This is a genomic window from uncultured Parvibaculum sp., from assembly GCF_963975745.1.
GTDB lineage: Bacteria > Pseudomonadota > Alphaproteobacteria > Parvibaculales > Parvibaculaceae > Parvibaculum.
Genome location: NZ_CAXBIB010000001.1, coordinates 288,121 through 308,956 on the forward strand (window position 1 = coordinate 288,121; position 20,836 = coordinate 308,956).

Consider the following 20,836-nt stretch of genomic DNA (forward strand, 5'->3'; position numbering starts at 1 on the left):
GGCATGCGCCCAGCCTGTGCCGAATGCATTGAAATGCATGAAGGCCGGGAACAGCTTCCCGGCCTTCAATATTGCAGGCAGTGTCGGGCCGTCAGGCGCCGTGGGCACCGATGATGGTCACCGAGCAGACATTCTGCGACGGCGCGCCGCCGAGATTGTGCGTCAGGCCGATCTTGGGATTGGCCAGCTGCCGCTCGCCTGCGCGGCCCTGCAACTGCAGGTACATCTCATAGGCCATGCGCAGGCCGGAGGCGCCGATCGGATGGCCGAAGCACTTGAGTCCACCATCGATCTGACAGGGTACCTTGCCGTCGGCATCGTAGAAGCCGTCCATGACATCCTTCACGGCACCGCCTTCGGGCGAAATGAAGAGATCTTCCATCGTCACGAGTTCGGTAATGGAGAAGCAGTCATGCACCTCCATCATGCTGACTTCCTCGCGTGGATTGTCGATCCCGGCCTCCTTGTAGGCTTTCTTGGCAGCAATCCGCGCGGTATGGAAATAGCTGCCGTCCCAGCTGTTGTGCTGCGACTCGAGACCGTTCGAAACCGACAGCTGCATCGCCTTGACCGTCACGATATCCTTCTTGCCCATCGCCCTGGCGATTTCTGGTGTCGTGACGATGGCCGCCGCCGCACCATCAGACACGCCGCAGCAATCGAACAGGCCGAGCGGTTCGGCAATCATCGGCGCACCCATCACCTGTTCTTCGGTGACCACGTTGCGCAGATGAGCCTTCGAATTCTTTGCGCCGTTCGCATGGCTCTTGACCGAGACATGTGCGATCGCCCGCTTGAGATCGTCCTTGTTGACGCCATGTTTGGCGCGGTAGGCAGAGGCGAGCTGCGCGAAGTTACCGGGGGCCGAGCCCGAGGGCGACCACTGCGGATTGAGCGTGCCCATGTTGCCGACCGGCAAGCCGCCATAGCCGGTGTCCTTCAGTTTCTCGACGCCGAGCGCCAGCGCGATGTCGGCGGCACCCGAGGCGACCGCATAGACGGCGCCGCGAAGCGCCTCTGAGCCCGACGCACAGAAATTCTCGACCCGCGTCACAGCAATGTTGGGGAGGCGCAGCGCAACAGAAAGTGGCGTGCCGCCCTTGCCTGTGCCGATTTCGTCGATATGGGTCGAGAACCACGCCGCATCGAGCTGTGTCGGCTCGATCCCGGCATCCTGCATTGCTTCGAGATAGGCCTCGACCATCAATTCCTCGGGGCCGGCATCCCATCTTTCGCCGAACTTCGAGCACCCCATGCCGAGGATCGCGACCTTGTCCTTGATACCTGCCGCCATGTCCGTGTCTCCCTATTCGGCCGCCTGGCCCGTTTGTGTTTTTGAGGCGTTCGCTGCGATCGGCACTGCCTTCCAGAAATACCGACGGAAACCGCGCTTGTCGTCGAATTCCTTGATCCGGAAGACCAGCTTCACCTCCATGCCGGAATCGACTGTGCCGGTTTCGACATCGGTGAAGTCCATCATGATCCGGCCGCCTTCGTCAAAAACCACCATCCCGTAGTGATTGGGCGGGTTCATGCTGAAGGAGAGGAAATCGGCGGACCAGGACAGAATTTTCGCCTTCTTTTCGGCAAACTTGTACGGCTCCTGCGTGTCGACCGTGTGATTGTTGGGATTGACCGAAATGCGGGAGCGGGGGAACTGGATCACGCCCGTCTCTGTACAACGGCCGCCGACGAGCCCCATCAGCATATCCTCATTGCGGTAGAGCGTGGTGAGCGCGGTCTTCTTGTCCTGCTCGGCACGCATACCCTTTTCCCACTCGATGAGACCGTTGAAGGTAAGGAACTTGAGATAATTTGTCTCTTCGACACGGTTCGCCAGCGCCCCGACAATGCCGCGTTTCCCGGACTGGCTCGCTATCTTGTCTGTCACTTCGAAGACCAGCGCATCGCAGCCACCGCCGAAATGCAGCATCATCACCTTGTCGCCAGGCTTTGCTTCCTTCTGAAGGGTATGCACGAGCATGACCAGCGAATGGGCGGCACCAGTCTCGCCGCAATTCGCCGCAAGCGTGTCCCGGGCCGCTTCCGGCGCAATGCCCGAGCGCTTTGCGAGCTGCTGAACGAACTTGTCACCGAAACTGCAGGGAAGAACAAAATGCTTGATGTCTCCTGCGCTTACACCAGAGTTTTCAAGTGCTGCTTTCACCGCCCGGGGAACGATTTTGGCAAAGCCTTCGTCCCGGATCCAGCGCTCTTCCCAGTTGTAATCGAACTCTTCGGTGTCGCCTCTGAAGTGATCGACAAAATCGATCGTCAGGCTGGCACCGCCGAGATACGTCGCAATGACATTGTCCGCACCGACGGTTACTGCTGCCGCACCATCGCCGAAATCGAGTTCCTGTGACGTGACCGCCTTTGTCTTTCGATGATCGGCGGCCAGAACCAGGGCGTTCTTTGCCTCGCCGGCCTTGATCGCCGCCAGGGCCTGCGTCAATGCGGATGTCCCGGCACGCTGGGTCGATGCAACGTCGATCGCGCGGACCTTCTCGTCGAGTGTCAGGGCCGCAGCAATGATCCCGCTGTTGAGCCGATCCTTGAACGGCATGGTCGTCGAGCCGAAGTAGAGCGCGTCGACATGGCCCCGGTCGTCATCCGGACCCAGCAGGTCGCGGGCGGCCTCGACGGCCATTGTGACCGAATCCTCGTCCCAGTTGGCCATGGATCGCTCGCCCTTCCCCTTGCCGAGGAAATTGGGCGCAATCCAGGCATTGGCCTGGGCTACGGCTTTTCGTTGAAGCCGCAGGCGCGGGATATACCCGCCATAGGCTGTAAGTCCCACCGCTTGCTGGGCCATCCGTCTCCCTTTCCGAATGCTCGGTTGTCTGTTGTTGCCGGGAGTTTATCGATGAAAGCGGGCCCTCGACAACCGTTCCAAAGGGCGGCGACCAAGGGCCAAGCTGCCGCTACGTCACTCACACGCCCGGGCCTGCATATCAGCCGTCGACGATCACGCAGGCGAACTTCCGGGCTTGCAGCGCCTTGCATGCCGACCGGGCATCGGCAATGCCGTCGAAGGCACCCGCCCTGAGCCGGTAGAAGATACCGCGCTCGCCGAGGTCGGCCCGCTGCACAAGATGATCGTACTGCCCCACGATACCGCCAACCGACCCGGCAATCCTCTTCCACTCCTCGCGGGCGGTCTGCTCGTCGCGGAAGGCCCCAAGCTGAATCCGGTACCGCGGAGAAGCCGCGTCCGAATCCGAAGCCGGCGGAACCATGGACGCCGCTTCATGTGGAATGGGTGCCGTCGGCCTCAACGAGGCTGTTGTCAGCCGGTCGGCAGGGACGATATTGACGGGGGGGCCGGATGCACCCGCCGCGATACCGGACACCTCTTCTGACGGTTCGAAGCGGACTGCCGTCGTTTCCCACCCCCCGGTGGTCGCGATGCGAATGACCGCGGCGCCTTCGTTGCCCGATGAGGTGCTCTGAAAGGGTGTCAACATCGCGGGCAGCACGCGTGGCTCGGGCGCCTTGTTCCCATGATTGACCAAGGCCGCAGTCGCATTTTCACGGACAGATGGGTTGGGTGAGAGCTCCGCCAGTTTGGCGCCGGCGACCTCGAACTCGGGATCGATCGCCAGTGCAATCCGCAGATCGGCCTCGGCGCCGCTCAGATTTCCGGTTTGCTCATAGGCCAGAGCGCGGCCGAAGAGCGGCAGCTTGCGCTCATTGCCCGGCATCAGCCGTATCGCTGTCGAGTAGTTCTCGATGGCCGCATCGTAGCTTTGCCGGCGCCGTTCGAGATTGGCGAGATTGTGATAGACGGCGGCATAGTCAGGTGCAAGTGCAATGGCAGTGCGATAGTCGGATTCCGCCCGTTCGAGATCGCCGGCATTGGCCAGGGCGATACCACGATTATAATGTGCACGTGCCTGCACCGCTGCAGGAAGTGAATTGGCTGTGATCGCGCGGGAGTAATCCGCAATCGCGGCATCCTGTTGGCCGGTCTTCTGGAACGCGATGGCGCGATGGTAGTAGGCCAGCGCCCGCCCATCGACATTGAGACCGCCGCTGTCCAGTGCATTCGAGAAATCGGTGGCCGCCTTGTCGAACTGGCCGCGCTCGATCGCATCGGCTCCGGCGCTCATGAGTGCGGCGGCTTCGGTTGTCCCCATCTCCGCCTGAGCTGCGGCCGGAACAATCGCCAACCCCGCCGCAAGCAGCACCGCCTGCACGTTCAGCCGCAATGTCTGTGTCAGGCTGGGCATAGCAAACGCCGCATCCACCGGCCCTCCCCAAGGATATATATCGCCGCGTAAATCTACCACGACGGCAGCAAGCCCCAGCGGCCGGAGAAAACCTCCAGTGAAATCAGTTGGTTGCAATGAGGCGTTCTGTGTCGCGTTGAGGCGCCGGTCGCGAATCGTCGCCTATTCGACCGTCACCGACTTTGCCAGATTGCGCGGCTGGTCGACATCGGTGCCCTTTGAGACGGCCGTATGATAGGCGAGGAGTTGCACCGGGATGGCATGGACGATGGGGGCAATCAGCGCATCGACGCTCGGAACCTCGATTGTCGCCCAGACACCCGGCCCTGCCCGCTTGATCCCCGCACGGTCTGAAACCAGGACGACGCGGGCACCGCGAGCAATCACCTCCTGCATGTTTGAAATGGTCTTGTCGAACAGCGCATCCAAGGGTGCGATCACGATGACGGGGACATCCTCGTCGATAAGCGCGATCGGCCCGTGTTTCAGTTCGCCTGCCGCATAACCTTCCGCATGGATGTAGGAGATTTCCTTGAGCTTCAACGCACCCTCAAGCGCAATCGGGTAATTGTGCCCGCGCCCGAGATAGAGAACGTCGCGCGCCTTCGCGATTTCGGCACTGAGGGCCTGAATTTCACTGTCCCTGGCAAGTGCTTCCGAGATGTGACGGGGCACCTCCATGAGGGTCCGCACGAGGCGTTCTTCGTCGGCCCTGCCAAGCGTGCCGCGCGCCAGACCGCAGCGGATCGCCAGTGCGGCCAGCGTTGTCAACTGGCAGGTAAAGGCCTTTGTCGACGCAATCCCGATCTCCGGACCCGCGAAGGTCGGCAGGATCACATCCGACGCTCGCGCAATCGAGGACTCGGTCACATTGACGACCGACAGGATCTTCTGTCCTTGCGCACGGCAATAGTTCAGAGCCGCCAGCGTGTCGGCCGTTTCGCCCGACTGTGAAATGAATATGGCGAGACCGCCTTCCGGCATTGCCGCTTCGCGGTAGCGGAATTCCGAGGCGATATCGACCTCGACCGAAATCCGCGCATAGCGTTCGAACCAGTATTTCGCGACCATGGCCGCATAGTAGGCCGTTCCACAAGCGACCATCGTAATGCGTGGAACCGCGGCCAGATCGACCGGCAGATCGGGAAGACGAAGCGTATCGTCGAGCGGGTTGACATATTCCGACAGGGTATGGCCGACAACCTCCGGCTGCTCGAATATCTCCTTGGCCATGAAATGCCGGTGATTGCCCTTGTCGACCAGCGCCGCGGACACATCGGTAATCTTGACCTGGCGTTGAACGGGTGCGCCGGCCGCATCGAAAATCGCCGCGCCGTCGCGTGTGAGTTCGACGCGGTCGCCATCTTCCAGAAAGCTGACCCGGCTGGTCATCGGCGCCAGTGCAAACGCATCCGATCCGAGATACATCGCGCCCTTGCCGTAACCGACGGCAAGGGGCGGTCCGTGCCGTGCGCCTACGATCAGGTTTTCCTCGCCGCGGAAGACGATGCCGAGCGCAAAGGCACCTTCGAGCTCGCCAAGAGCGGCTGCGGCGGCCTCACGCGGCGCAAGCCCCTGATCCAGATAATGCGTCACTAGATGGGCGACGACCTCCGAATCCGTTTCGGTGACGAAAACGGCACCCTCGGCCGTCAGCCTTTCGCGCAGCTCCCGGAAATTCTCGATGATGCCGTTGTGAACGATGGCAACCCGGTCGGTTGCATGCGGATGGGCATTTCTCTCCGTTGGTGCACCATGTGTTGCCCATCGGGTGTGGCCGATACCGATGACACCATCAAGCGGGTTGTCGGAAAGAAGGCGGTCGAGATTGACCAGTTTTCCTTCTGCCCGCCGTCTCTCGATCGCGCCGCGATTGAGCGTCGCGATGCCGGCGCTGTCGTAGCCGCGATATTCAAGCCGCTTCAGCGCTTCCAGAATGACTGGGGCGACGGGCTCCGTTCCGACAATACCGACGATTCCGCACATGATTATTCGCCCGATGAAACTTCGTTGGTATTCCCATGTGCGGCGCGGAACTTTACCGCCCAGCCACTCTTTTCGAACTGCCTGCCGCGGCCAACAGCCAGAGCATCGGCCGGAACGTCCTTGGTGATCACGCTCCCGGAGCCGATATAGGCACCTTCACCTATCCTGAGCGGCGCCACCAGAGCCGAATTCGAACCGACAAAGGCACCCGCACCGATATCGGTAAAGAACTTGTTGTACCCGTCATAGTTGCAGGTGATCGTGCCGGCGCCGATATTGGCATAGGCCCCGACGCGGGCATCGCCGATATAGGAGAGGTGGCTGATCTTGGCACCTTCCTCGACCTTTGCCTTTTTCGTCTCGACAAAGTTGCCGACTTTCGCCTTGCGGCCGATTTCGCTGCCCGGCCGGATGCGCGCGAACGGACCGATCTCGGCACCCTCCGAAATCGTGGCGCCCTCGATATGCGAGAAGGCCTTGATGGAGGCGCCTTCGGCCACCTTTACGCCCGGACCGAAGACGACGTTCTGACCAATGGTGACGTCGGGGTCCAGCCTGGTATCGAAACTCAGATAGACCGTATCCGGATCGAGCATCGTGACGCCGGCATCGAGAGCGGATTGACGAAGCCGGCGCTGCATGGCGGCTTCCGCTGCCGCAAGTTCGGCGCGGCTATTGACACCTTGAATTTCTTCTTCGGTAGCATGAACGACTGCGCATTGAAGTCCGTCGGCACGAGCATGGCCGACGACATCCGGCAGGTAGTATTCGCCGCTGGCATTGTCATTGCCGATCAGGGACAAGAGACGAAACAGGTGTTCGCGCCGGACCGCCATGGCGCCGCCATTGCAGAGACGGATTTCGCGTTCGACCGGTGTCGCATCCTTTGCTTCGACTATGCGGGTCAGCATGCCTTTCTCGTCGAGAATGAGCCGTCCATAGGGCGCAGGATTCGCCGCCTCAAAACCGAGCACGACGACCGGTATCTCCGGGGTGCAGTTTTCGATCATCTGTGAAAGCGTCTCGCTGCGCACCAGCGGCGTGTCACCGAACACGACAAGCACAACGCCGGCCTCCTGCCCGACCGTCGCTTCCGCGGCGCGTACCGCATCGCCGGTTCCCTTGGGCGCCGCTTGAATGACGGTCGAAACCTTGGGCATGATGGATCGCGCAAAGGACGCCACAACGTCCATATCCGGGGCCAGAACCAGGACCGATTGCGTGACACCGGCCTCTTCGACGGCTGCAAGCACATGGCCAAGCATCGGCCGGCCGGCAATCGCGTGCAGCACTTTCGGCAGCCGGGATTTCATGCGCGTGCCCTTGCCGGCGGCAAGAATGACGGTGCTGACGTCGCTTCTCGTCATGGTCTCCGACTAGCTCCTTTTGGGGTGCGGTCGAAATTCGCACATCGCCCGAATCTTCCGGAAATAAATTTATATTTCACTATGTTGCCCTGTCACCGACCGGCCGGGGACAAGTTCATCCGTCACTCCCGATTTCGTGCTGCAAGACGCTGCTCCCATGCCAGCGCATGTGCAACGATCGTATCAAGATCATCATAGGCCGGCTCCCAGCCTAGCGCCTGCTTGATCCTTGTCGGATCGGCGACAATGGATGCTGGGTCGCCGGCACGCCGGGACGCCTGTCGTATCTCGAACGTGTGTCCGGCCCCTCGTTCGACCGCACGCAGAACATCGTGGACCGAGAACCCGTGTCCATAGCCACAATTGGCAACCAGATTCTCGCCGCCCCGCCTGAGATGGTTCAGCGCCGCCGTATGGGCGGCCGCGAGATCGCTGACATGGATGTAGTCTCGAATGCAGGTGCCGTCCGGCGTCGGGTAATCTTCGCCGAAAACCTCGATATAGGGCCGCTGGCCGAGCGCGGTCTGGCAGGCGACCTTGATGAGATGCGTCGCATTGGCGGTCGACTGACCGACACGGCCTTCGGGATCCGCCCCTGCCACGTTGAAGTAGCGCAACGCTGCATAGGTCATCTCATGGGCGTCCGCGACATCGCGCAGCATCCATTCGGTCATCAGCTTGGAGCGGCCATAGGGCGACATCGGCGCCAGCGGTTCGTTCTCGCCTACCGGCGAGCGCTCCGGCATGCCGTAGACCGCGGCGGTCGACGAGAAGATGAAATGCTTGACGCCCCCCTTGACGCACCGCTCGATCAGCGTCCGGGACCTGGCCGTATTGTTGAGGTAATACTTCAGTGGGTCGACCACGGACTCAGGCACGACGATCGAACCCGCAAAGTGGATGACGGCCTCGACATTGCGTTCCGCGATGACCCGATCGACCAGCGCTTCGTCGGCTATGTCACCGACAACAAGCGCCTCGGGCGCCTGCACGGCCCAGTCAAAACCGGTCGACAGATTGTCGATGACGACGACATCCTCGCCGGCGTTCATGAGGTCGATAACGGCGTGGCTGCCGATATAGCCGGCACCGCCGGTCACGAGAATGCTCATTCAGGGTCCTGTCCGCCTCTGGAGACCTGTTGAGCCCTTATACCTTGAACTTCGTCTCCACATAGTTGACGAGCCGCTCGACGCACTCGTCGATCTGGGCCTCGGCCGTGTCGACGACGAGTTCAGGATTGTCGGGCGCCTCATAGGGCGCGGAAATTCCTGTGAAATCCTTAATTTCGCCGGCGCGCGCCTTCTTGTAGAGACCCTTGGGGTCGCGCGCCTCGCAGGTCGCCACATCGGCCTTGACGTGAATTTCGTGGAAATTCTCGGCGGCCTCGCGCGCCCGGTCGCGATCCGAGCGATAGGGCGAGATGAACGAGGTGATGGCGATCATGCCGGCGCGGCCGAACAAGGCCGCGACCTCGCCGACCCGCCGGATGTTTTCGGCCCGGTCTTCCGGCGAAAAACTGAGGTTTGCATTGAGGCCGTGGCGAACGTTATCCCCGTCCAGCACGTAGACGTTATAACCCTTCTCGAAGAGCTTTTTCTCGAGGGCAACGGCGAGCGTCGATTTGCCGGCGCCGGAAAGACCGGTGAACCAGAGGACGCCGCCCTTGTGGCCGTTCCGGAAGGCCCGGGCGGCAATATCGATTCCGTGTTCGACGCGCGTGATGTTGGTCGAACGCGCCGTGATGAGGTCGCGCTGGTCGGCATAGCCTTCCATCGAGATGATGCCGCCACCGGCAATGTCGTATTTGTCGATGAGTACAAATCGGCCGCTTTTGGGGGCTTTGCTGAATTCGTCCAGCGCCAGCATCCGACGGGCGCGCAGCACGATTTCCGCAACCTGGTTGCGCTCGACCTGATGCGACGAGGTGTTCGAAAGGTCGCTGGTATCGATGATGCTCTCGATCGACTGGACGGTAACCGGCGCCTCAAGCGTGCCGAGCTTGATGCGATAGCTCTTGCCTTTGACCATCGGTTCGTGCCCGAGCCAGAAAATGCGGGCACGAAACACATCTGTTTCGATCGGAGGATGTTCGGCATGACTGACGAGTTCGCCGCGCTCGACAAATATCTGCTCGTCGAGCGTGATGCCGACGGATTCGCCGGCAGACGCCTCGGTCGGCTGCTTCTTGCCTGGAACGGTCGACCAGGACTCGATGCTTTGCACCCGCGCCGACTTGTTCGACGGCGAGAAGACCAGCGTATCGCCAACGCGCAGACGGCCTTCCTCGATGCGGCCGGCGATGATCCGGCGATGGTCGAACTTGTAAACGTCCTGCACCGGAAAGCGCAGCGGCCGTTCGACGGGCGCGGCCGTTGGCATGAAACTGTCGAGCGCCTTGACGATGGTCGGGCCCTTGTACCAGGGCATCTGCGCAGACTGCTCGACGATGTTGTCGCCCTGCCGGGCCGAAACGGGAATCACGAATGTCGGCGTCACGCCGATCGAGGTCAGATAGTCGCGATATTCGTGTTCGATGAGATCGAACTGGTCCTTTTCATAGGCAATGAGGTCCATCTTGTTGACCGCGACCGCCACTTGACGGATGCCGAGAAGATGCAGCAGGTAACCGTGCCGGCGCGACTGTTCGCGCACGCCCTCGGCCGCGTCGATGATCAGCAGCGCCGCATCGGACTGCGCAGCGCCTGTGATCATGTTCTTGAGAAATTCCTTGTGCCCAGGCGCGTCGATGATCGTGTAGTCGCGATAGTCCGTCTTGAACCAGATCTGGCTGGTGTCGATGGTGATTCCCTGGTCGCGCTCGGCCTGCAGCGCGTCCATCAGGAAGGCCCATTCGAAGGGAACGCCGCGGCGCTCGCACATGGCCTTGATCGACTCGTATTTGCCGTCAGGCAGCGAGCCGGTGTCGTGGAACATGCGGCCGACAAGCGTCGACTTGCCATGATCGACATGGCCGACAATGACGATGCGGAGAAGGTCGCGCGTGGAGGCGGGATTGGGGTTCACGGCGGCCAGTCTCACCTTGGCTTCAGATGCTTCGGACATGGTCGAATTTCCTTAGAGATAGCCGTCGGCGCGAAGACGCTCGAACGCATCTTCCGACTCGTGATCCATCGCGCGTCCCGAACGTTCGGAAATCTTCGTGGTGCGCAATTCCTCGATGATTTCCTCGATTGTCGTTGCCGTGCTTGCGACGGGAAAGGTGATGTCCTTGTCGCCGAGCGACCGGTAGCGTTTGCCGTCCTTGGCAAAGTAGAGAGGGATCGTCGGAATCTGCTCGCGCAGCGTGTAGAGCCAGATGTCGATTTCGGTCCAGTGCAGCAGCGGATGAATGCGGATATGCGTCCCCGGCGGGAAATCGGTCTTGAACTGGTCCCAGAATTCCGGCGGCTGATCCTTGAAGTCCCACTGACCGGTCAGGCCGCGCGGGCTGAAAACGCGTTCCTTGGCGCGCGTCGCTTCCTCGTCGCGGCGGATGCCGGCAAAGAGCGCATTGAATCCGTGCTTCTTGATCGCAAGCTTCAGACCCTCGGTCTTGCGCGCCGCCGAACGTGCAGCGGGCGGCAGCGTTTCATCGGTCATTTCAAGCGGCGGGCATTCTTCGCGAATGAAATTGAGGCCCCATTCGGCCGCGTAGCGATCGCGGAAATCGTACATTTCGGGGAATTTCTTCCCCGTGTCGACATGCACCACCGGAAACGGCACGTGACCGAAAAAGGCCTTGCGCGCCAGCCAGATCATCACGTTGGAGTCCTTGCCCAGCGACCACAGCATCGCGATATTCTCGATCCTGTTGAACGCTTCGCGGAAGATGAAGATGCTCTGGCTTTCGAGCTGATCAAGACGATCCATGGCGGCCTTCCTGGGCAGGCAATTCCTGCGATACGGCTATAATACACAAGAAAACGGGGTTTATCGATCAAACCCCGTTTGTCTCTGTGATTTAATGCGCCGCCTCCGTCTTTGCAAGCATCAAAACGCCGCAGAACGCGCCGATCAGGCAGATCGAGAGCGGATCCGGCGCTGCGGCAGCAGCGCATTGGATGGACAGCGGGCCGCCGGGACCGATTTGTCCGCCCGGCGCCGCAACGGCCGCAGACGGACGACAGCGGGCTCCTGACGGCCGCTACGGCCGCCCCTGCCCTCGAGCTTGCGCATCAGCGCGTCGATGCGGGCGCTCATCTCACGGGCGCTGCGCTCCGCCCTTTCGGCCTTGAGCGCCAGCAGGCTGCGCACATGCAGCGTTGTCAGGATTACCAGCAAAAGCAGCAGACCGCCTATGGAAACCTGACTTTCAAGCGACAGATTATCCAGCATTTCGACAAACGACATGTCTTTCCTCATCACCTGGAGCGGCGGCCCGGGGCACGCCCTGTTTTTGGCGCAGGCCCATGCAGAATCCGGGCCTTTGCCGGCCTTCGGGCGTTCCGGCGCCGCGCCGGACACGGTAGGGTCGATATTTGCTCAATCCGCAGGCATTCTGCCGGATTTGCCATCACCGGAACCGCAAGGCCCTGCCGTTACGGCATCTTTCATCAACGCCGCGGCTTGTGTATGAAGACCGGCCCGAGAGCCGCGAGGAGTGCCGACCGCATGGACACGATCGACAGCCTGATCGCCGGATACCGCGCCTTCCGCGCCGGTGCCTACAAGCAGAATGAGGCGAAATATCAAGCACTTGCAGCCCGCCGCCAGCGGCCGAAGGCGATGATCGTCGCCTGCTGCGACAGCCGCGCCGACCCGGCAATGATCTTTTCCTCCGACCCCGGCGAGCTCTTCGTGGTCCGCAACGTTGCCAATCTGGTCCCGCCCTACCAGCCCGACGGCAATTATCACGGCACCAGCGCCGCCCTGGAATTCGGCGTCAAAGGCCTTGAAATTGCTGACATAATCGTGATGGGCCATGCCAGCTGCGGCGGCATCGAGGCGCTTTACGATGCCGGCTGCGGCCATCCGCCGGACGGCGAGTTCATCTCCAACTGGATGTCGCTGGCGACCGGTGTCGAGATCGCAGTGCGCGAGGCTCATGGCGATCTCGACAAGCCGGCCCTGCTGCGCCTGATGGAACAGAAGGCCGTCGTGCAATCGCTTGAAATGCTTCGGACTTTTCCGTTCATTGCCGAGCGCGAACAGGCCGGCAGATTGCGCCTGCATGGCTGGTTCTACGGCATCGGCAGCGGCAAACTCTCGATCTACGATGTCGAAACCGACAGCTTCACAGACGTTGCGGATCAGGCTGACCCCCCCTCTGTCACGTAACTGTCACAAATCATCGCCGCGCGCGTCCCGCAACGGGGACAAGGCGCGCGAGCCCCCGGGGATAAATAAAACTTGTCCCCGCTTTCTGAGGGACCCTCCCATCCGGTGCAAACGAACTATTGGCCATGTCCGTGCCGGGAGCTAATCTCCGGCCCGCACAGCGCCGTTCGCACCCGCAAAATCGAGGGTGCCGGACGCCGCACCGGCAAGGGGAACAAGCAGAATGGACGACCCGTTATCCGAGCGCCTGGTCGCGCCGCGACTGCCGCGCATGGAACTGCGCGACTGGATCAACGACTTCCGCCAGGACCTGAAATTCCGCTGGCCGCCCTTCCGTGCCTATTATCGTCTGCGTGCGTACAAATACATGCTGTACCGCGACCCCGAGATGGGCCTGCTGAAATTCCTGGTCGACCCGGCGCGCATCAGTCTCGATGTCGGCGCCAATCTCGGCCTGTTCAGTTACTTCCTGTCGCGCCTGTCGCCGAAGGTATTGGCCTTCGAACCCAATCCCTATCCGCTGCGCACGCTGCTGCAGGTCGCCGACCGCAATGTCGAGGTGTTTCCGATGGCGATCGGCAACAGCGACGGACCGGTGACGCTGTCGATCCCGCGCAGCCGCAAGGGCTGGATGAGCAACGGCGCCGGTATCGACAAGGCCGCCGGCGCAACCAGCCATCCGGTCGAGGTGATGTGCCATCGCATCGACGCACTGAAGCTCGACCCGGTCGGTTTCATCAAGATCGATGTCGAGGGACATGAACTGGCGGTGCTGGAAGGCGCGCGCGAGACGATCCGGCGCGACCGCCCGGCGATCTTCCTGGAGACCGAATATCTGCATGTCGGCGAAAAGGTGTTCGACGTCTTCCGCTTCTGCGCCGATCTCGGCTATCGCGGCTTCTTCCTCGGGCGCCATGGCCTGACCGACATTTCGCTGTTCGATGTCGAACGTCACCAGAAGCATCGCGGTCCGGACTATGTGAAGAACTTCATCTTCGTGCCGGCCGCCCTGCCCGCATCCTGAACGGAAACCGGCGCGGCCCCGTCAGCGGCAGGCAGCCGCCGGCTCGGCGCCGACGAAACGGTGATAGACGAAGCCCGTGACGCCGTCGGCGCGCGCGACTTCGCGCCATTGCCCGTAAGGGCCGCTGCCCAGCGCCGTCAGCGGCTCGCAGGCCGCGAGCACACCCAGCACCCTGCCCGCATTGGCCGGCGTCGCGCGCAGATAGACATTGTTGCGGACGAAGAGATCGGCGACCGGTGCCTGCGCCTGAGCCGGAGATTGAGCCTCGACCGGCGTTTCGACGGCGGCGGGCATCTGCGGTGCGGCGGCGGTCTCGATATCGAACAGCGTGGCGGCAAGCGCGGCCGAGACCGGCGACGATCCGTCGACGGATCGAACGGGCATGGCGGCGGGCGCCGAGGGGATTTGCGGGGCGGTGAGGACGATACGCGCCGGTGCCTGGGCAACGGCCGGACGCGCCGCTACGGGCGGCGGCGTGTCGGCAACCGGCGCCGGACCGAAATCGAACAGCATCACGGCCAGCAGCCCGACACCGAGAACCGCGCCGGCCGCAACCCAGCCGACGCGCCGCAACGGCACCTCGGACCAGGCCAGTTCCGGCGCCGAGAAATCGGCGCTGTCGATATGACGATGGACGTCTTCGCCGAGCCGCGCCAGCGGCGCCTCGACATCGACCTTGAGATGGCGGGCATAGGCGCGGGTGAAGCCGAGCGTCTGAGGCAGCGCTGGCAGGCGCTCGAAATGGCCCGCCTCGATCGCCTCGAGATAGATCGGCTTGATGCGGATTTTTGCCGCGACATCGCCCAGCGTCAGGCCGGCCGCTTGCCGCGCCGCGCACAATGTCTGCCCGATCTCGTCCCTGTAGCCGGTCATCCGGACCCCGTGTTCGCCGTTCCGCAGGGAGATTAGCGAGACAGGGTTACCAAATTTCTACATGAAACGACAATTTTTGAATCGGCCGCGCACGGGACCGCCGGACAGATCTCTCAATGAAGTCCGCTCAATCCCGGGCGGATCGCAGGACGCCGATCAGGAAGCAGATCATGGCGAGAACCAGCACGGCCTCGGAGGCGCCGAACATCGGCCCGTAAACGGCCTCCTCCGCATGGCCGCCATATTTGAGGAAGATCGCCGACACCATGACGAGGGCGCCGAGCTGGTAGGCGAAGAAATGGATCTTGGCCAGCACGCTTTGCTGCATCGCCGGCCAGACGCGATAGACCAGGGCGAACAGCGTCATGCTGACAAAGCCCAGCAGATTGATATGGGTGTGCGTGGTGCGGTGTGAAAAGTCCTGGGTCATGCCCATCTTCATGCCGAGGCCCATGCCCACAAGGATGTAGATGGCGGCAATGACCAGAAAAAGACGGTCGATCTTCATGGTTCCCCCCTTTTATGCGGACGGTCGAACCACCAAAGCGGAAGCCGGCTGCCACCCCATGCCCGCCGCGCGATTCGATCCCGGTAATGATGATCAGCAGACGGATCGCAGGCAAGTGGGGAAAATGGGGCGCTTCCGCGCCGCCTTCAGCCGGCTTCGGCGTTCCGCGCCAGCAGGCGGTCGACCAGCGCGATCTGGCCGTCCAGCGCCGGATTTGCTATGCCGTGCTGCGCCGCAATCGCCCTTACCAGCATGTCGACGCGCTCGATGGCCGTGGCGCCGGCCACCAGGGCGCGCGCGGCCGATGACGGACGTTCGAGGTCCAGGGCAGCGGTAGCGTATTTCCCGAACGGCACCAGATTCTCGCCGGCAATTCCGATGTGCCGGCACAGACCGGCGACCCATTCGTAGATCGAACGGGCAGCGTCCGGATCGCGGTGAACGGCATCCCGGATGCTGCGGATGCCATCGTCCGTCATGCACCGGTAATTGCCCGCAATCAGCATCGGCCATTTGGCCAGCGGGATCAGCGGATCGTCGAAAAGTTTCAGCTTCACCGGCAGTTCGATGCGCGCGCCTTCATGTTCCAGCCGGATCGCCTCGATATCGTCTTCGAACTGCCGCAGCAGCCGGGTGTGTGCGGGCGACGGAAAGGCCGCAGCCTTGAAATTGGTGGGCAGCGCGACATGCAACAGGTTTGACGGTCCATCTTCCGGACGATAGGCCTGAGGGTCCGGGCTGCATGCGCTCATCAGTTCCGGCGGGAAGCCGTCCCAGAGCGCGGCGGCGCTGTAGCAGGCGGCGAGTTCCGGCGGGACACGGCCCAGCACGCGCGCCAGATAGGGCGGCAACGGCATGTTCATGACCGAGAGACAGGGCAATCCAGCGCCCGATATGGCGCGCACCAGCCGGCCGATATCGGGCGCGGCAAAGGCCGGCTCCTGCATCGCGAAGACCACGAGGTCGAAACCGTCGAGATCGACATCGGCGGCCCCGACCGCGCTCAAGGTGCCGACGGCCGTCCGGGTCGAGACCTCGATCAAGCCTGCGCCACCCTTGCGCCGCAGCCGGATACGGGCCCCTTCCGCGTTCAGCCGCGCCACCTCGGCCGGATGCCCGACCAGCACGACCGCATGACCGGCAAGGACCAGCTTTGCCGCCAGAAGCAGGCCGTATCCGCTCCCCAAGATCAGTATACGTCGCTTGATTACCACCCGAACTCCATCTAGAAACAAGTATAGTTGGCCGCCGGGCGGCAGTATACGCTGCTTTTCCGGTATGCCGGTTTTCGTATTCAGCGACATCTCACAACGAGAATTTCCTTGGCCAACAAGAATATCCAGGACCGCCAGGGAACATCCTGCATCAGTGGCGTGGCCTTCTGCTCCTGGGATGAGTTTCCGGATGCGCGCGGAACACTGGGTGTCGTGGAACTCCAGCGGGATTTCGGTTTCGTTGCCCAGCGAATCTTCTACATCAGGGTCGAGGACGCGGACGTGGTCCGGGCCGAACATGCAGTGTCGGCAGCGCAGGCCCTGCTGCTGCTGTCAGGTTCGGTGACCGTCGACCTCGACAACGGGCGGGAAACCCAGACCCTGACGCTCCCGGGCCACGGCACAGGCCTGGTGATCGAAGGCGGCGTCTGGCGCCGGTTGCGAGATTTCGCGCCGCCGACAATTCTGCTGGTGGCCTCCAGCCGCAGCTTCCGCGAAACGCGGAGCGAACCGTCGCCGTTTTTCACGTTTCCCGCCGATTGCTGATGGTAGAGCGTCCCTTCATTCCCCAGGCCGCGCCCGCATTGCGCATTGCGCGCTACCGCGCCGAGGTGGACGCCGCCATCGCGGCCATGCTGGAAGGCCCGAGCTACATTCTGGGGCCGGCCGTCGAGGCGTTCGAAAGCAGCTTTGCCCGCTACATCGGTGTCCGCCACGGTGTCGGTGTCAGTTCGGGCACCGAAGCGCTGCTGCTGATCCTCAGGGCACTCGATATCGGACCGGGCGACGAGGTCATCACCACCGCCCTGACCGCCGCGGGGACGGCACAGGCGATCCTGCTCTGCGGCGCCACGCCGCGCTTCGCCGATGTCGATCCGGTTTCGCGATGCCTCGATCCCGGGGCGGTCGAGGCCGCCGTCAATCCGCGCACGGCCGCCATCCTGCCGGTTCACCTTTACGGATTCCCGGCCGACATGATGCGGCTTTCCGAGATCGCGTCGAAGAACGGCCTCGCGCTTGTCGAGGATTGCGCCCAGGCGCATGGAACCGAGATCGCGGGACGGCGCGCCGGCAGTTTCGGCCAGGCGGCCGCCTTCTCCTTCTATCCGACCAAGAATCTGGGCGCGGCAGGTGATGCCGGCGCGGCGGTCTGCAACGATCCCGCACTGGCCGAAAAGCTGCGGCGGCTGCGCAATCTCGGCTGGGACGAAAACCGGGTCAGCCATTTTGCCGCCGGCAACGCCCGGCTCGACGAGATACAGGCCGCGATCCTGCTGGCGCTTCTGCCGCATCTGGACGAAGGCAATGCGGAGCGCCGCGCCATCGCCGCGCAGTACCGGAACCGCCTCCAGCAGCCGGGCCTCGGCCTTCCGGCCGATGCCGCCGGCGCCATATACCACCAGTTCGCGATCACCTATGATCGCCGGGACGATCTGCGGGCCTTTCTCGCCGCGAACGGCATCGGCACGGCGATCCATTACGATCCGCCGCTTCATCTCCAGCCGGCTTTCACGGGGACCAGGGCGGGGGCGCTTCCCGTTACCGAAGGGCTGTCGAAAACTCTGGTCAGCCTGCCGGTTCAGCCCGAGATCGCGGCCGGGCAGACCGACCATATCGCCGGCCTTGTTGTGAGGGGGCTCTCGCCTTGAACCAACTCGTCATCTACGGCACCGGCTCGCCCTTGCTGGTCGACATGCTGGAAAGCATCCGGCGCGCGGGCCTGGTGGTTGCCTGCGGCGTGCGCAACCGACCCGGCGCCTGCCATCTCGATCCTGGCGACCGCGCAGTGTCGCCGGAGGAACTGACCGCGGAAATCTGTGGCCTGCCCTTTCTGGTGCCGATGTTCACGCCTGCGCACCGGCAGGAAGCGGCCAACGAAGCCATGGCCCGCGGATTCTCCAGGCCCTTCTCGCTGATCGACCCGACCGTGCCGCTGCCGCAGGCGATTTCCTTCGAGGGTGGTTTCTACGTCAATGCGGGATGCACGCTGGGCGCGGCCAGCCGCTTCGGAAAATTCGTCGCCATCAATCGCGGCGCGACCGTGGGCCATCACGCGGCATTCGACGACTTCGTTTCGGTCGGTCCGGGCGCCGTGATCTGCGGCCAGGTCAGCATCGGACGCGGCAGCTTCATCGGCGCAGGTGCGGTCGTGCTGCCGACCATCCGGATCGGCGACAATGCCGTGATCGGCGCCGGCGCCGTCGTGACCCGGGATGTCGAGAGCAACTGCATGGTGGCCGGCAATCCGGCCCGGGTGAAGGATCCGGCCATTCGCGGTCATGGCGGAAAAGCGGTGAACTGAGGGACGCCATGCGAACGGTACTCTACACGCCGTGCTGGAACGAAGCGGACATGCTGCCGTTCTTCTTCAATCATTACGATACCTGGGTCGACCGCTACTATATTCACGACGACGGTTCGACCGACGGCTCGCTGGACATCCTGCATGCGCATCCCAAGGTCGAGGTGCGGCGCTTCGAGCGGTGCTATCCTGAATCCTTCGTGCTCTCGCACCAGGCCTTCCAGAACGAGACCTGGAAGGAAAGCCGGCACGATGCCGACTGGATGATCATCACCGCACTCGACGAACATCTCCACCTGCCGCAGGCCAGCATGCGCGACTATCTGGAGGCGCGCATGGCCGACGGCACGACGCTGATTCCGGCAATCGGCTTCCAGATGCTGGCCGACGATCTGCCGTCCCCGGAAAACCGGCTTTGCGACAGCCGGACGATCGGCGCGCCCTATGACATGATGAACAAGCTCAGCATCTTCAATCCGCGCGCGGTCGAACCGAATTACACGGTCGGGCGCCACCAGGCCTTCCCCGACGGGACCGTCCGCTATCCCGAACAGGACCGGCTGATGCTGCTGCACTACAAGTATGTCGGTTTCGAGCGCACCATCGCGCGTCATCGCGCACAGCAGACCGGACTGCGCGCGCTCGACCTGGCCAACAAATGGGGCTTTCACTACAGCTGGACGCCGGAGCAGCTGCAGCAGGAAATCGACAGCTATGCGGCAAACGCCATCGACATCGGCGCGCCGGGTTTTTCGCTGGCCGAGACCGTGCCGCCGGCGGCGCGATGGTGGCGCGCGCCTGTGGAGCAGCAGGCCGCAACGGATTGACCGCCGCTGCGGCGTTCGGCCGCCCCGCCCTGCTTTGACTTTTTCCACACAAGGGCTAGCCTGACGCCATTATGCGCAAGCTCAACGCACGTCTTTTCCTGACGCCGGGTACGCTGCTCGCGGGACATTAGCCCCGGGCCGGCGCCGTTGCGCCTTTGCGCAAGGCCAGACCCGGGGACCGACCTCACCACATCGTTTCAATTCAATCGGCACGGCGGGCCATGAGCCCGGCCGTGCGATGAGGTTTCGTCATGTCCACCACCCATGGCGGCAGCAGCCGCCCACAATTGAATATCGTTCCCAATCCGCAAACGGCATCGCGGCCCGTGCTGACCTCTTCGGATTATGCGCGGCTCGAGGCCGCGAGCTTCGAGGACCTCGATCTCACGAACCCGATGCGCACGCGCGTCCGCGCGAAACTCGTGGAAGCAAAGGTGGTGCCGGGCGCGGCCGTTGCCGACACCGTGGCGACGCTGGGCAGCATCGTCCGCTATCGCATCGAAGGCCGCATGGCCGAACGGCGGATGATGCAGTTGCAGCGCGGCCCCGCACCCAACGGCCAGTATCTGAGCGTGCTGACGCCGATCGGCCTGGCGCTGTTCGGCCAGTCGGCCGGAGACATCGTCGAGGCCGAGTTGTTCGACGGCGCGCGGCTGAAGCTCGAGCTGACCGGTATCGACTTCCAGCCGGAAGCCGATATCCGCCGCCGCATGGCGCGGACGGCACCCGACGGAGATGGGCCGGACAACAACGGACCGGAGGCGGTCTGAGATGAATGTACATGCAGAAGCGATCCATACCGCGCTGCCACCGATCATGGTGGCGGCCGAGCAATATGACCAGCTGTCGGCGGTGGCCGGCGGTCTTGAAAATGTGCTGCCGGAAGTCGCGCATTTTCTCGATCAGGAACTGGCCCGCGCCGAAGTGATGCCGCTGGCACAATTGCCGGCTGATGTCGTGACCGTCAACGCGACGGTCGACTTCATCTTCGGCATGAAGGGCCGCGTCGAGCGATTGAAGCTCGTCTATCCGACGGCACGCTCGTCGGATGACGGCGTGGTCTCGATCGCCTCGCCGGTCGGCGTGGCGCTGCTCGGGATGCGCGAGGGACAGACCATCTCCTGGAGCTCGCGCCATGGCGACATGCGCTGGCTCAAGGTGGTGAAGGTGATTGGGCGGGAGTGAGGGGTCGGGTGGCGGCGACATTCCCACCCGCCCCTAAA

20 protein-coding genes are annotated in these 20,836 nt (G+C 62.9%); 8 read left to right on the top strand and 12 right to left on the bottom strand.

Annotated features, from left to right (window positions below; all coding sequences use genetic code 11):
* Positions 1–91: 91 nt before the first annotated feature.
* The 9 genes from AAC071_RS01370 to AAC071_RS01410 form a co-directional block, all read right to left on the bottom strand.
* Positions 92–1,294, bottom strand: coding sequence for an acetyl-CoA acetyltransferase (locus tag AAC071_RS01370; RefSeq protein ID WP_339829084.1), 1,203 nt, complete (start codon positions 1,292–1,294; stop codon positions 92–94).
* Between the two features lie 12 nt (positions 1,295–1,306).
* A complete protein-coding gene (locus tag AAC071_RS01375; protein WP_339829086.1) occupies positions 1,307–2,815 on the bottom strand; it encodes a 3-oxoacyl-[acyl-carrier-protein] synthase III C-terminal domain-containing protein in 1,509 nt (502 codons plus the stop codon).
* A 139-nt stretch (positions 2,816–2,954) separates the two neighbouring features.
* Complete coding sequence (locus AAC071_RS01380) at positions 2,955–4,232, bottom strand: tetratricopeptide repeat protein (RefSeq protein ID WP_339829088.1); 1,278 nt, start codon at positions 4,230–4,232, stop codon at positions 2,955–2,957.
* A gap of 162 nt (positions 4,233–4,394) precedes the next feature.
* Positions 4,395–6,218 (bottom strand): glutamine--fructose-6-phosphate transaminase (isomerizing), encoded by a 1,824-nt coding sequence (gene glmS / locus AAC071_RS01385; protein WP_339829090.1) that lies wholly within the window; start codon positions 6,216–6,218, stop codon positions 4,395–4,397.
* Positions 6,219–6,220: 2 nt separating this feature from the next.
* On the bottom strand, positions 6,221–7,585 hold the full coding sequence (glmU, locus tag AAC071_RS01390) for a bifunctional UDP-N-acetylglucosamine diphosphorylase/glucosamine-1-phosphate N-acetyltransferase GlmU (RefSeq protein WP_339829092.1): 1,365 nt from the start codon (positions 7,583–7,585) through the stop codon (positions 6,221–6,223).
* Between the two features lie 122 nt (positions 7,586–7,707).
* The gene (gene galE, locus AAC071_RS01395; RefSeq protein WP_339829094.1) at positions 7,708–8,697 is read right to left on the bottom strand and encodes a UDP-glucose 4-epimerase GalE; all 990 of its coding nucleotides are present in this window, start codon (positions 8,695–8,697) and stop codon (positions 7,708–7,710) included.
* A gap of 37 nt (positions 8,698–8,734) precedes the next feature.
* Positions 8,735–10,651: an adenylyl-sulfate kinase gene (gene cysC / locus AAC071_RS01400; protein ID WP_339829096.1), complete on the bottom strand. Its 1,917-nt coding sequence runs from the start codon at positions 10,649–10,651 to the stop codon at positions 8,735–8,737.
* A gap of 12 nt (positions 10,652–10,663) precedes the next feature.
* Positions 10,664–11,458: a sulfate adenylyltransferase subunit CysD gene (gene cysD, locus AAC071_RS01405; protein ID WP_339829098.1), complete on the bottom strand. Its 795-nt coding sequence runs from the start codon at positions 11,456–11,458 to the stop codon at positions 10,664–10,666.
* Between the two features lie 144 nt (positions 11,459–11,602).
* Positions 11,603–11,938, bottom strand: coding sequence for a hypothetical protein (locus AAC071_RS01410; RefSeq protein ID WP_339829100.1), 336 nt, complete (start codon positions 11,936–11,938; stop codon positions 11,603–11,605).
* A 261-nt stretch (positions 11,939–12,199) separates the two neighbouring features.
* On the opposite strand from AAC071_RS01410, the gene AAC071_RS01415 reads away from it, so the two are divergent.
* Together AAC071_RS01415 and AAC071_RS01420 are read left to right on the top strand one after the other, a co-directional pair.
* Entirely contained in the window at positions 12,200–12,865 is a 666-nt protein-coding gene (locus tag AAC071_RS01415; RefSeq protein WP_339829102.1) for a carbonic anhydrase, read from the top strand.
* 223 nt (positions 12,866–13,088) lie between these two features.
* Entirely contained in the window at positions 13,089–13,889 is an 801-nt protein-coding gene (locus AAC071_RS01420) for an FkbM family methyltransferase (RefSeq protein WP_339829105.1), read from the top strand.
* Positions 13,890–13,910: 21 nt separating this feature from the next.
* Here AAC071_RS01420 and AAC071_RS01425 read toward each other — a convergent pair whose 3' ends face one another.
* The 3 genes from AAC071_RS01425 to AAC071_RS01435 all read right to left on the bottom strand — a co-directional run bounded on the left by AAC071_RS01425 (position 13,911) and on the right by AAC071_RS01435 (position 16,484).
* A complete protein-coding gene (locus tag AAC071_RS01425; RefSeq protein ID WP_339829108.1) occupies positions 13,911–14,762 on the bottom strand; it encodes a helix-turn-helix domain-containing protein in 852 nt (283 codons plus the stop codon).
* A 127-nt stretch (positions 14,763–14,889) separates the two neighbouring features.
* Positions 14,890–15,270, bottom strand: coding sequence for a hypothetical protein (locus AAC071_RS01430; RefSeq protein ID WP_339829110.1), 381 nt, complete (start codon positions 15,268–15,270; stop codon positions 14,890–14,892).
* Positions 15,271–15,416: 146 nt separating this feature from the next.
* Entirely contained in the window at positions 15,417–16,484 is a 1,068-nt protein-coding gene (locus AAC071_RS01435; protein WP_339829113.1) for a hypothetical protein, read from the bottom strand.
* 108 nt (positions 16,485–16,592) lie between these two features.
* Between AAC071_RS01435 and AAC071_RS01440 the strand changes: the two genes are divergently transcribed.
* The 6 genes from AAC071_RS01440 to rnk all read left to right on the top strand — a co-directional run bounded on the left by AAC071_RS01440 (position 16,593) and on the right by rnk (position 20,798).
* Entirely contained in the window at positions 16,593–17,030 is a 438-nt protein-coding gene (locus AAC071_RS01440; protein ID WP_339829115.1) for an FdtA/QdtA family cupin domain-containing protein, read from the top strand.
* Entirely contained in the window at positions 17,030–18,133 is a 1,104-nt protein-coding gene (locus AAC071_RS01445; RefSeq protein WP_339829117.1) for a DegT/DnrJ/EryC1/StrS family aminotransferase, read from the top strand. The genes AAC071_RS01440 and AAC071_RS01445 overlap by 1 nt, the downstream gene beginning before the upstream one ends.
* The gene (locus AAC071_RS01450) at positions 18,130–18,786 is read left to right on the top strand and encodes a DapH/DapD/GlmU-related protein (RefSeq protein ID WP_339829119.1); all 657 of its coding nucleotides are present in this window, start codon (positions 18,130–18,132) and stop codon (positions 18,784–18,786) included. The genes AAC071_RS01445 and AAC071_RS01450 overlap by 4 nt, the downstream gene beginning before the upstream one ends.
* Positions 18,787–18,794: 8 nt before the next feature.
* Positions 18,795–19,613, top strand: a complete 819-nt coding sequence (locus AAC071_RS01455; RefSeq protein ID WP_339829121.1) for a glycosyltransferase family 2 protein — start codon at positions 18,795–18,797, stop codon at positions 19,611–19,613.
* Between the two features lie 251 nt (positions 19,614–19,864).
* Complete coding sequence (locus tag AAC071_RS01460; protein ID WP_339829124.1) at positions 19,865–20,383, top strand: hypothetical protein; 519 nt, start codon at positions 19,865–19,867, stop codon at positions 20,381–20,383.
* A 1-nt stretch (position 20,384) separates the two neighbouring features.
* Entirely contained in the window at positions 20,385–20,798 is a 414-nt protein-coding gene (rnk, locus tag AAC071_RS01465) for a nucleoside diphosphate kinase regulator (RefSeq protein ID WP_339829126.1), read from the top strand.
* The last annotated feature ends 38 nt before the right edge of the window (positions 20,799–20,836 follow it).